9 protein-coding genes and 1 tRNA gene are annotated in these 12,004 nt (G+C 72.5%); 6 read left to right on the plus strand and 4 right to left on the minus strand.

What is annotated here, in order from left to right; genetic code table 11:
• Positions 1-137 precede the first annotated feature (137 nt).
• Positions 138-224 (minus strand) — tRNA-Ser (locus tag ACF1A1_RS05165).
• Between the two features lie 102 nt (positions 225-326).
• Positions 327-1,895 (minus strand): S1C family serine protease, encoded by a 1,569-nt coding sequence (locus ACF1A1_RS05170; RefSeq protein WP_391645600.1) that lies wholly within the window; start codon positions 1,893-1,895, stop codon positions 327-329.
• Positions 1,896-2,199: 304 nt separating this feature from the next.
• Between ACF1A1_RS05170 and ACF1A1_RS05175 the strand changes: the two genes are divergently transcribed.
• The 3 genes from ACF1A1_RS05175 (at position 2,200) to ACF1A1_RS05185 (ending at position 5,156) form a co-directional block, all read left to right on the plus strand.
• Positions 2,200-3,093 carry a glycerophosphodiester phosphodiesterase gene (locus ACF1A1_RS05175; protein ID WP_391645602.1) on the plus strand — a complete coding sequence of 298 codons (894 nt, stop codon included), beginning with the start codon at positions 2,200-2,202 and terminating at the stop codon, positions 3,091-3,093.
• Positions 3,094-3,304: 211 nt separating this feature from the next.
• Entirely contained in the window at positions 3,305-3,943 is a 639-nt protein-coding gene (locus ACF1A1_RS05180) for an ATP-binding protein (RefSeq protein WP_391645604.1), read from the plus strand.
• 223 nt (positions 3,944-4,166) lie between these two features.
• Positions 4,167-5,156, plus strand: a complete 990-nt coding sequence (locus ACF1A1_RS05185) for a DUF5926 family protein (protein WP_391645606.1) — start codon at positions 4,167-4,169, stop codon at positions 5,154-5,156.
• Positions 5,157-5,432: 276 nt separating this feature from the next.
• Here the strand turns inward: ACF1A1_RS05185 and ACF1A1_RS05190 are convergent, their stop codons facing one another.
• Both ACF1A1_RS05190 and ACF1A1_RS05195 read right to left on the minus strand, forming a co-directional pair.
• A complete protein-coding gene (locus tag ACF1A1_RS05190; RefSeq protein ID WP_391645608.1) occupies positions 5,433-6,086 on the minus strand; it encodes a hypothetical protein in 654 nt (217 codons plus the stop codon).
• A 55-nt stretch (positions 6,087-6,141) separates the two neighbouring features.
• Complete coding sequence (locus tag ACF1A1_RS05195) at positions 6,142-6,807, minus strand: bifunctional DNA primase/polymerase (RefSeq protein ID WP_391645610.1); 666 nt, start codon at positions 6,805-6,807, stop codon at positions 6,142-6,144.
• Between the two features lie 512 nt (positions 6,808-7,319).
• Here ACF1A1_RS05195 and ACF1A1_RS05200 point away from each other — a divergent pair.
• From ACF1A1_RS05200 to ACF1A1_RS05210, 3 genes are all read left to right on the plus strand, one after another.
• The gene (locus ACF1A1_RS05200; protein WP_391645612.1) at positions 7,320-8,825 is read left to right on the plus strand and encodes a PP2C family protein-serine/threonine phosphatase; all 1,506 of its coding nucleotides are present in this window, start codon (positions 7,320-7,322) and stop codon (positions 8,823-8,825) included.
• Positions 8,826-8,945: 120 nt separating this feature from the next.
• Positions 8,946-10,403: an aminopeptidase P family protein gene (locus ACF1A1_RS05205; RefSeq protein ID WP_391645614.1), complete on the plus strand. Its 1,458-nt coding sequence runs from the start codon at positions 8,946-8,948 to the stop codon at positions 10,401-10,403.
• Between the two features lie 149 nt (positions 10,404-10,552).
• A complete protein-coding gene (locus ACF1A1_RS05210; RefSeq protein ID WP_391645616.1) occupies positions 10,553-11,932 on the plus strand; it encodes a PLP-dependent aminotransferase family protein in 1,380 nt (459 codons plus the stop codon).
• Positions 11,933-12,004 lie beyond the last annotated feature (72 nt).

The raw sequence follows: 12,004 nt of genomic DNA on the forward strand, positions 1-12,004 counted from the left end.
ACGCTGGCCCACAGATGGCCCATACGCACTGGTCAAACCCGGGATACAGGCGAGCCAGGGTGAGACAGGGTGAACGCAGAAGGGGTGCCCCTCCGGAGAGTGGCACCCCTTCTGACCTGCAAGCTTCTGACCTGCTGCGGTGGGTGTGGGATTTGAACCCACGGTGACATCGCTGCCACGACGGTTTTCAAGACCGTTCCCTTAGGCCGCTCGGGCAACCCACCCCGCGCCGTCCGATCAAGGGCGGCGCGGGGACAAGAGTAACGGGTGGGCACGCGCGTGTGTGGGTCGGTTGTGGCTGAACCGGGGAGGTACGCGCGCGTGGGTCAGCTGTCGCCCTTGCGGGAGCCGAGGGTGAGTTCGACGGTGTGGGACTTGCCGTCGCGCTCGTAGGTGATCGTGACCTTGTCGCCGGGCTGGTGGGTCCAGATCTCGCCGATGAGGGTCGGGCCGCTGTCGATCACCGTGTCGTCGAGCTTGGTGATGACGTCGCCGGGCTTGAGGCCCGCCTTGTCCGCGGGGCCGCCCGTCTCGACCGCGGCGGCACCGCCCGCGCCCTGGTCGCTGATCTTCGCGCCACCCGTGGACTCCTCCAGGGAGACGGACGCGCCGATCTTGGCGTACACCGGCTCACCCGTCTTGATCAGCTGCTGGGCGACGTACTTGGCCTGGTTGATCGGGATGGCGAAGCCGAGGCCGATCGAACCGGACTGGGTGGTGCCGCCCAGACCGCCGCTGCCGGTGGACTGGATCGCGGAGTTGATGCCGATGACGTTGCCCTGCGCGTCCAGCAGCGGGCCGCCGGAGTTGCCGGGGTTGATCGAGGCGTCCGTCTGCAGGGCGCTCATGTAGGAGGAGCTGCTGCCGGTGCCGTCGGACGAGGCCACCGGGCGGTTCTTCGCGCTGATGATGCCCGTCGTCACCGTGTTGGACAGGCCGAAGGGCGCGCCGATCGCGATGGTGGAGTCGCCGACGGCGACCTTGTCGGAGTCGCCCAGTGTCAGCGGCTTCAGGTCCGAGGGGGCGTTCTTGAGCTTGATGACCGCCACGTCGTAGCCCTCGGCGTGGCCGACGACCTCGGCGTCGTACTTCTTGCCGCTCGGGAAGGTGGCCGTGACCTTGCCCCCGCCGACGGCGTCCGCGACGACGTGGTTGTTGGTGACGATGTGGCCCTGGGTGTCGAACACGAAGCCGGTGCCTGTGCCGCCCTCGCCGCTGCTGGACTCGGCCTCGATGGTCACGGTGCTGGGCAGCGCCTTGGCGGCCACCCCGGCGACCGTGCCGGGGTCGCGCTTGACGGAGCCGCCGCTGTCGGAGGCGGAGACGGTGGTGGAGCCGGTGTCCTCGTTCTTGGCGAGGGTGTAGCCGAGACCGCCGCCCAGGCCGCCGGCGGCCAGCGCGGCCACCAGGAGCGCGGCGACGAGTCCGCCGCGACCGCGGCGGGCCTTGGGGGGCGTGGGCTGCTGGTAGGCCGCGCCCCAGACGGGCTCGCCCCCCGAGTGCCCGCCGAAGCCGTCGGCGTACGACGGGGTGTTCGGCGGCGGGGGCGGCGGCCAGGCACCCTCGGGCGTGGCGGAACCGTGCGGGACGGCGCCCTGCGGGGCGGCGCCCTGCGGCACGGTGGGCGGCGGCCAGTCACCCTGGGGCGCGCCGGCCGTGCTGTACGCCGCGCTCGGGGGCGTCACGGGGAGCGGGGTGGTGGGCGCGGCGGCGTCGGGCGCCGGCGGCTGGGCCTGCGGCGCCTGGGCGGGCTGCACCTGTGCCTGCTGTGCCTGTGTCTGTGTCTGGGCCGGCGTCTGCGGGGAGGCCGAGGGAGATTCCACCGGCACGGGGGGTGCGGACGGGGCCGGGGGAACCGCGGTGCCCTCGCTGGTGCCCTCGTTCTCGGTGCTCACAGCTCTTCTCCTCGATCCACGGCTGTTGTCCTCGGTCGCACTGGGTCACGCTCGTTCACGCTCGTCGTCGACCCGGCGCGCTGCAGCTGTGCATGTGCCTTTTTGTATCGCTCAGCTTTTCCCACGGGCCGTCAGAGCACCATAAGCGGTGGCTGTGGGTCCATGGCCATTCTTTATATGGGGCTTTTTCTATAATCCGGACACTTCGCCGGAACATCTCAGAGGGTTCTCAGACAGCCGGTCCCCGGCACCCTGGTTTGCCTCCGGCCGGACGCGTACCCCGCGCCGGTGGCACCATGACGCGGTGACCCACGCACGGCAGCAGCACCCGATTCAGGTCGTCGCCCACCGCGGAGCCTCCGAGGAGGCCCCCGAGCACACCCTGGCCGCGTACAAGAAGGCGATCGAGGACGGTGCGGACGCCCTCGAGTGCGATGTACGGCTGACCGCGGACGGGCATCTCGTCTGTGTGCACGACCGCCGCGTCAACCGTACGTCCAACGGCCGCGGAGCCGTCTCCGCCCTGGAGCTCGCGGACCTCGCGGCGCTCGACTTCGGCTCGTGGAAGGCGCGGGAGGCCGCCAGGGAGGCCCGGGAGGTGAGAGAGGCCCGGGAGAGGCCGCGGACCCGTGCGACGCGGAAGACCTGGAGCACGCGCGAGGAGCCCGACTGGGAGGTCCACCCCGAGGACCGCGAGAACACCTCCGTGCTGACGCTGGAGCGGCTGCTGGAACTGGTCGCCGACGCCGGGCGCCGGGTGGAACTGGCCGTCGAGACCAAGCACCCGACGCGCTGGGCGGGGCAGGTGGAGGAGCGGCTGCTGGCGCTCCTGAAGCGGTTCGGCCTGGACGCGCCGGCCACACCGGCCGAGTCCCCGGTGCGGGTCATGAGCTTCTCGGCGCGCTCGCTGCATCGCGTGCGTGCGGCGGCGCCGACGCTGCCGACGGTCTACCTGATGCAGTTCGTCTCGCCCCGGCTGCGCGACGGACGGCTGCCGGCGGGCGTCGGGATCGCGGGTCCCTCGATCCGGATCGTGCGCAGCCACCCCACCTACGTGGAGCGGCTGAAGCGGGCCGGCCACCAGGTCCACGTGTGGACCGTGAACGAGCCGGAGGACATCGACCTCTGTGTCGAGCTGGGCGTCGACGCCATCATCACCAACCGCCCGCGCGCGGTGCTGCGCCGACTGGGCCGCTGAGCCCGTCTCGTCCGCCCCCGACACGCCGAGGCCGGGCCGGCATGCCGTAGGAAATCACAGAAGTCCCACAAGCCCCATCCACACCTCTTGACCACAGAGGCCCACTGAAGCATCCTCCGTTCTCAGCCATACCGAAGAAATCAAGCCACACAGGGACCGTCCCCTCACGGGGAGTGCTCCGGCGCGTTCGGTCCGTGTTCGATCGTCGCGAGTGCGTCACGGCACAGGGACTGGCCGGTTTCCGGTACAGGCCAATGGGGCATCCACACCGTGGCGTGGGGCGAAGGAGGTCTCGGGGGTGGCGTTGGTGGTGGCACAGGAGGTGCCCGCGTCGTCGAGCATGGCCGTACCCCATGGCCCTGCGGGCGTGGGGAAGGCGAGACACCGCATGCGCGACCAGCTGCGCAGCGGCGGGGTCTCGGAATCGGTCATCGACGATGCCGTACTGATCCTGTCGGAACTTCTGAGCAACGCGTGCAAGCACGGTCGGCCCCTGGGCGACGCTCTCGCCGGGGACGGCGACGTGCGGGCCGCGTGGCGGGTGGACCCCGGTGGCCGGCTCGTGGTCGAGGTGACCGACGGCGGCGGCCCGACCCGCCCGGCCCCGGCGACCCCCTCGGTCACCGCGCACGGCGGCCGCGGACTCAACATCATCACGGCGCTGGCCGACGACTGGGGCGTCCGGGACGACACACGGGGCGAGGTCACCGTCTGGGTCGTCGTCCACGCGGACGTGTACGACCCCGACGCCGGAGGCCGACGCGACGACTTCGCCTCCCGGATCACGGCGCCCTCGGTGTCGTCGATGCCGGACCTGGACTTCGGGGACGCGTTCGACGGCCTCGACTGAGCCCCGCGACCCCGGCTTGATCCGAAAGACGCGGCCCGGTGTCCCGGGGTCAGAGGTCACCCGGGCGACCGGGGAGTGACACGGTTGTCCACAGGGTCGTCGGTTTGTCCACAAGCCCGTCCGATGTCCACAACCCGTCCGTTGTCCACAGGTTCCCGTGACTCCCGGTACGAACGGCTAGGCTCCCGCCGTACCAGACGAGCCGTACCCGGGAGACACCCAGATGGCCAAGAAGCGACCCCAGACGAAGGCCAAGCGGCCGCAGCTCAGTGACGGCGCCCGCGCCGGAGGCGCTGATGGAGACGTCCCGGTCGTCGGTGCCCGGGAGCCCTGCCCCTGCGGCAGCGGCCGCCGCTACAAGGCCTGTCACGGCCGGGCCGCCGCGCACGCCGTGACCGAGCTGGTGCAGCGTCCGTTCGAGGGCCTGCCCTCCGAGTGCGACTGGGTGGCGCTGCGCGAGCTGGTCCCGGCGGCCACGGTCGAGCTGACGCTCAAGGACGGCCTGCCCGAGGGCGTCCCGTCGGTCACGCTCGCCACGGTCCTGCCGATGGCCTGGCCGGCCCTGCGCCGCGACGACGGCTCGGTCCTGCTCGGCCTGCAGAACGACACGGCGTCGGGCGACATCAGCCGCGACCTCGCCGACACCCTGCGGCGCGCCCTGGAGGCGCAGCCGGGCACGCCCGTGCAGGGCCGCCGCGCCCCGGCCGACGGCCCGCGGATGCAGGACCTGCTCGACCCCGAAGGCGTCTTCGAGCCAGTTGTGCACACCGGTTTCGAGTTCTGGGTGCCGGACCCGGAGAACGCGACTCCGGAGGTGGCCGCCTCCCTGGAGCGGGCCAACGCGGCGGCGATCCCGACCGTGAAGCTGACCGGTGTGGACGCCGCGTACTGGTGCGAGACGCCGGAGAAGAACCACCTGCGCTGGGTCATGCCGTACCCGGAGGAGCAGCTTCTGGACGCCCTCGCGCGGCTGCACGCGGCGGGCCGTTCGAACCTGGGCGAGGGCACCCGGCTGGTGGGCTCCTTCCGGGCGCACGGCCTGACGGTGCCGGTCTGGGACCTGCCGAGCGGGGTGTCCGCGGACGACGTGGAGAAGCCGGCCGCCGAGTTCGCCGAGCGCCTCGCCACCGCCCTGGCCTCGGACGCACCGCTCACCGGGGACGAGCGACGCGCGCGCGGCGGCCTGACCAACCGCCAGGTGACGCTCAGCTGACGCACCGGCCGGCCCCCGGCCCGGCCGGCCGGCCGATCGGCACCCGGGCGCCGACGGGAGGCGTGACTCCGCTCACAACTCCCGTCGGCGCAAGGTGAGTCGGCGCCAGAAGCGGTCATGTGCCGGTGTCCGGAAAGCCGATGAAATCAGGAGATCGAATTTGCTTGGAGCCGATCTCTTGTTACCGTTCCCGTAGCCCGGTTGCTGGTGCATCCCCCGTCGCCAGCAACCGGGTCTTTCCATGCCCGGCCGCGCTCATCCAGCGATCGCCGGACGTCAACTGCCGCTGCCGCGCGGTGAGTTGCTGCCGGAACGCAGCAGCAGCGACCCGTCGCCGCCCGCTTCGGCGAACTCCGCGACCGCCGTGCAGGCCGCCGGCTCCCCCTGGCTGCGCTCACGGGGCGTCTCACAGGTCCCCGGCTCGTCGTCGGCGCCCACGACGCAGCGCATCCGCACCGTGTGCCCCTTGGGCCCCATGAAGCTCAGGACGGCGTCCACGGCCCGGCCGGTGGCGTTGCGGTAGTAGGTGCGCGCCCAGGTCTCCTCGCCCTGGACCAGCACACAGGTCTGCGCCTCGACGCCGTCGGGAGAGGTGAGTTCGGGACCGCAGCGCGCGGCGGTGGCCAGACCCAGGCCGAGCAACAGGGGAGAACGGGACGGATTCGCAGCGGGCGCCTTGGCATCCGTACCCCGATCGGCGTCCGTCCGGCTCTCGGTGTCCGTCCTGCTCTTTACGCCCGTACGGCTCTCGACGCCCGCGCCGGGATCGGCCGGTGCGGGCGCCCGCACCGCGGGTCTTCCTGCGTCACCCACGGACCCCGCGGACGCCATGGCCCAGGGAAGGGCGATCGCGCACGCCACGGCGCCCCCGAGGGCGAGGAGACGGACCCATCGGGGGCCTGGGGGTGGGCCCCCAGAATGTCGCTGCATAAGGCGGAAGATAACGAGCGAACGCGGGCGTCCCCGGCGCGCGCGCCGGACACCCTCACAACTCGGGCGCGCTCACACCCGTACGAGTGAGGACGTCGACGACCGCGTCCACCACGGCCTCCACGTCGGGCACCCAGGGCGAGGCCGAACCGGGCAGCGGCGCGCGCTCCCAGCGGATCTCCCCCTGGCCGGTCTCGGACGGGGGAAGGGCGATGTAGCCGCCCTCGCCGTGGAAGCGCAGGGAGCCCGGCACGAAGTCCTTCGCGTAGAGCAGCTCGCCCAACTGCTCCATGGAGTACGGCCGGACGAGGATCGCCCAACGGGTGGGCGAGGCGACGACCGGGCCGAGGCGCATGCCCTGCCGGTCGAGCGCGACGAGCGCGCGGGAGGCCGCGAGGGCGGGCAGGCTGACCGCGCAGGGCGCCTTGCCCCCGGTGGCCAGGACGATCGGCGCCGTCGGCCGGTTGGCCCACCACCAGCGCACCATGCGCGCGTCGGTGGTGGCCGCGAGGAGGCCGGGGTCGAAGGGATGAGCGCCGGGCACCGAACACTCCGGATCGGGGCAGCCGCAGCGGGAACGCCCCTCGGGGTCCGCCGTCACGCCCGGGAGTACGGGCCACTGCCATTCCGTCGCGAAGGTAAGGGCCGCGTCGATCAATTCAGGCCCCCCGTCGCTGCGCTGGGACAGGAGCCTGCGTCGCCTTCCGAGGATCTCGCGCATCAGCGCTCGTTCCTTTCCGTTGCACCGCTGGCAACACCGTGGGCCACATCACACCATGTGTCGATCAGTTCACTGGGCGTACCTGTTGGCGCATCACACCCCTGTCGCAGACAAGGGGAACCCCTGGGGTTCGATCGTTGGCTGCTTCCGCGGCCACTCCGTCCATACTGCGCCCACCTCGAGCATGGGCATGGCGTGGGGTGGCGAAGTCTGGCGTTTTGCCGTGCGCGTATTTCTCTCCGCCGCCGCCACGGGAGGATGGGGCACGGTCGTCGGTGGCTAAGACGCCCGGGTCGGTCACCAGGTTCCGGGTGGCTCCCAACGACCCCTGGTTCTCACCGAGTACGTACCCATCACGACCGCTGTGACGCTCCGTGGAGCAAGCCCAGTCGACCGCAATCACCCGTTACCCGAGTCAGTTTTAAGCCAACTTTGCTATTTCGCAAGGGAGCCGGAGCAGCGTGCCCGACAATCCCACTGGCCCCACGGACACCAGCAATACCCGCAGGACAATGCTGGACATCTCCTCACGAGTGCGTGTACATGTGGAGACACTGCTAGCGGCGCAGAACGACATGGGGGTTTGCGATGCTTTCGCGCAATACGCACCGGTCCGAGAGCCGGACACCATGAACGCCCCTCACCCTCCGAAAGTGGCCGGAATCGATTCAACGGTTCCCTCGCCCGCACACACTGTCGCGCCCGCGCCCGCCACCTCGGCCGCCCCACCGGTTCCTCCCGGCGCGGGAGCCCTCCTCCAGGACCGTCTCGCCGGCTGGGTCTCCGACCTCACCACGCTCCACGAACTCACCGAACGACTGGCCCGTACGGACACTCTGTCCGACGCCCTCCAGGAACTGCTGCGCGCCGGCGCCGCCCTCGTGGGCGCCCGGCGCGGTCTCGTCGTCCTGGAACCCGCCGACGGACTCGGCCCGGACACCACGATCGGCCTCGGTCTCGGCCGCGCCGATCTCGGCCACATCGAGACCGTGCCGCGCAGCGCCCTGTCCTTCGGCCGGATCCTCGACGGACTGCCCGGCGGCGAGGGCGAGATCTCCGAGCCCGACCTGTTCGCCGAGGACGGCCTCGACCCCCGCCACCGTGAGGTCGCCGCCCGCCTCGGCTACGCCGCCAGCTACGCCCTGCCCCTCACCGGCGAGGGCGCGGGGCGCCTGGGCGCCGCCGTCTGGCTGTACGACGAGCCCGCCGAACCGGTCGAGCGCCGGCGCCACCTGGTCGGCCTGTACGTCCGCCACGCCGCCGAGCACCTCGCCCGGATCGTCGAAGTCGAACGCACGCGCGCGTGCCTGGCGACGATGGCGGAGGAACTGCTGCCCTCGCGGCTGCCGAGGGTGGCCGGCGTCCAGCTCGCCGCCCGGCACCGCACCGGCCCGCACGCGGGCGGCGACTGGTACGACGCGCTGCCGCTGCCGGACGCGGCCCTGGGCCTCGCCGTCGGCTCCGTCACCGGGTCCGGGCCGAGCGCGGTCGCCGCGATGGGCCGGCTGCGCGCCTCCCTGCGGGCGTACGCCGTGATGGAGGGCGAGGACCCGGTCGCCGTCCTGTCCGACCTGGAGCTGCTGCTGCGGCTGACCGAGCCCGCCCGCTCCGCCACCGCCCTGTTCGCCTACTGCGAGCCCGCGCTGCGCAAGATCACCCTGGCCGGCGCCGGCCACTGCCCGCCGCTGCTGGTCGGCGCGCGGCGCACGGAGTTCGTCGAGACCTCCGTCTCCGCGCCGCTGGGCATGCTCGCCTGCTGGGAGGCGCCGAGCGTGGAACTGGAGACGGAGCCCGGCGAGACCCTCCTGCTCTACACCGACGGACTGCTGCACCGCACCGGCGACCCCGTCGACCGCGCCTTCGCCCGGCTGCACGCGGCCGCCGCCGGCGTCCCCAGGGCGCTGAGGCACGACCCGGGCGCCATCGCCGACCACGTGCTGCGGACGATGCTGCCGCAGGAGCAGGACGCCACGGGCGGCACGGAGGACGTGGTGCTGCTGGCGGCGCGTTTCGAGTAGGACGCGAACGCGGGGCGAGCAGGCCGGGCTGAGCCGAGGTAAGAGGTCCTCGGGCCCTGAGCCCCCTTCCGGGCGACCGTACGATGGAGGGGGTCCAGCGCCGTACCGAGGAGGATGACCGTGGCCGAAGAGCTCAACCCGGAGACCCCGGAAGAGACCGAAGAGCCGATCAAGCAGCGCAAGAACGGCCTGTACCCGGGCGTGTCCGACGAGCTCGCCGAGAACATGACGTCCGGCTGGGCCGACACGGAGCTGCGTGACCTGGAGCCGATCGCCCAGGCAGCCGAGACCGCCGCCCGCCGGGCCGCGCTCTCCGCGCGCTTCCCGGGCGAGCGCCTGGTGATCCCCGCGGGCAACCTGAAGACCCGCTCGAACGACACGGAGTACCCCTTCCGCGCCTCCGTCGAGTACGCGTACCTCACCGGCAACCAGACCGAGGACGGCGTCCTGGTCCTGGAGCCCAAGGGGGACGGCCACGTCGCGACGATCTACCTCCTGCCGCGCTCCGACCGCGGGAACGGCGAGTTCTGGCTGTCCGGCCAGGGCGAGCTGTGGGTCGGCCGCCGCCACTCCCTCACCGAGGCGGAGAAGCTGTACGGCATCCCCGCCTCCGACGTGCGCGAGCTGGCCGAGACGCTGCGCGAGGCCACCGGCCCGGTGCGCGTGGTCCGCGGTCACGACGCCGGCATCGAGGCCGCGCTGACCGACAAGGTCACGGCCGAACGCGACGAGGAGCTGCGCGTCTTCCTCTCCGAGGCCCGCCTCGTCAAGGACGACTTCGAGATCGGCGAGCTGCAGAAGGCCGTCGACTCGACGGTCCGCGGCTTCGAGGACGTGGTCCGCGTCCTGGACAAGGCCGAGGCGACCTCCGAGCGCTACATCGAGGGCACGTTCTTCCTCCGCGCGCGCGTGGAGGGCAACGACGTCGGCTACGGCACCATCGCCGCGGCCGGGCCGCACGCCTGCACCCTGCACTGGGTGCGCAACGACGGGCCCGTGCGCTCGGGCGAACTGCTGCTGCTCGACGCCGGCGTCGAGACGCACACGTACTACACCGCCGACGTCACGCGCACCCTGCCGGTCAACGGGCGGTTCAGCGAGCTCCAGAAAAAGATCTACGACGCCGTGTACGACGCCCAGGAGGCCGGGATCGCGGCGGTGAGGCCGGGCGCGAAGTTCCGGGACTTCCACGACGCCGCCCAGCGGGTGCTGGCCGAGCGGCTCGTCCAGTGGGGGCTCGTCGAGGGGCCCGTGGAGCGGGTGCTGGAGCTCGGTCTCCAGCGGCGCTGGACGCTGCACGGCACCGGGCACATGCTCGGCATGGACGTGCACGACTGCGCCGCCGCGCGGACCGAGTCGTACGTGGACGGCGTGCTGGAGCCCGGCATGGTGCTGACGGTCGAGCCGGGACTGTACTTCCAGGCCGATGACCTGACCGTCCCCGAGGAGTACCGGGGGATCGGTGTCCGGATCGAGGACGACATCCTGGTGACGGAGGACGGGAACCGGAACCTGTCGGCGGGGCTGCCGAGGCGGTCCGACGAGGTCGAGGCCTGGATGGCGTCCCTGACGGGCTGAGGTGGGGTTCATGGCCGGGTACCGCGTGGTGCCCGGCCATTTGTCCGCGGTCCGCGGGTAGTGGGTGGTTGGCCGCGCCCACGCGGCCCAGCCGCACATGGACGCGAGCCTCGCGCCCCTCGGGGGCGCGGTGGTCACGAGGGGGGATCGTGAACGAGTTCCTGGCCGGGGTGGATCTGCATCTCGAGGCCGACGCGGGCGAAGGACGGCGGGCCGGGCTCGAGCGGGCGTTGCGCGACGCCGTGCGGGACGGGCGACTGGCGCCCGGGACGCGGCTGCCGGCCACCCGGCGGCTCGCGGCCGAGACCGGGATATCGCGCAACACCGTGAAGGCCGCGTACGACCAGCTCGTCGCCGAGGGTTATCTGACGGCTCGGCAGGGGTCGGGCACCCGGGTCGCCGCGCTGCCGTCCGTCGCCACCGAACCGCCGGGCGCCCACGCACGCGCGCGTGAGCCGCGTTTCGATCTGCGGCCCGGCAGTCCGGACGTCGGGGCGTTCCCGGCGGCGGCCTGGCTGCGGGCGCTGCGCCGCGCCATCGCGACGGCGCCCTCACTGGCGTACGACTACGGGGATCCGCGGGGGCGCATAGAGCTGCGCACGGCGCTGTCCGGGTATCTGGGGCGGGCGCGGGGGGTCGTCGCGCCGCCCGAGCGGATCGTGGTCACCTCCGGGTACGTGCAGGGGCTGGCGCTGCTCGCGCGCGTGCTGGAGGGCGCGCGGGTGGGCATGGAGGACCCCGGGCTGCCGTTCCACCGGGAGGTCGTGCGGCGCAACGGCGCGGACGTGGTGCCGGTACGGGTCGACGAGCGGGGGGTGTGCGCCCGTGAGCTGGGGGACCTCGGGGCCGTGGTGGTCACGCCCGCGCACCAGTACCCGACCGGTGTGACCCTGCATCCGGAGCGGCGGCGGGCGCTGACGGACTGGGCACGCGCGCGCGGGGGGCTGATCATCGAGGACGACTACGACGGGGAGTTCCGCTACGACCGCCAGCCCGTCGGCGCGCTCCAGGGGATGGCGCCGGGGGAGGTCGTCTACCTGGGCACCGCCTCCAAGACCCTCGGGCCCGCGCTGCGGCTCGGCTGGATGGTGCTTCCGCCGCACCTGGTCGACGCGGTGGCCGACGTCAAACTGCACAGTGACCACCACACCGAGTCCATCGGCCAGCTGGCGCTCACCGAACTGATCGACAGCCACGCCTACGACCGCCATGTGCGCGCGTGCCGGCTGCGCTACCGGCGCCGCCGGGACCTGCTCCTGGACCGGCTGGGCGCGCGCCGGGGCGTACGCGGGATCGCGGCCGGGCTGCACGCGCTGGTGGAGGTCGACGACGAGGAGGCGGTGCTGGCGCGCGCGGAGGCGGAGGGCCTTGCGGTCGGGCGGCTCGGCGAGCACTGGCACGCGCACCCGCCCTCGCGCGAGGGCGGTGAGAGACGGCCGCAGGGCCTGGTGGTCGGTTACGGGACGCCCCGGGAGCGGGTGTATCCGGAGGCGTTGGATGTGCTGGCTAAGGTGCTGGACGGGGGCTGAGCACGGCCTGATGTGCGGCGTCGCCGCGGGCTCGGTGCGGCTTCAGGCTGTCGAAGGGTCAGGGGCACCAGC

The sequence above is a fragment of the Streptomyces sp. NPDC014995 genome (assembly GCF_043080745.1).
Classification (GTDB): Bacteria; Actinomycetota; Actinomycetes; order Streptomycetales; family Streptomycetaceae; genus Streptomyces.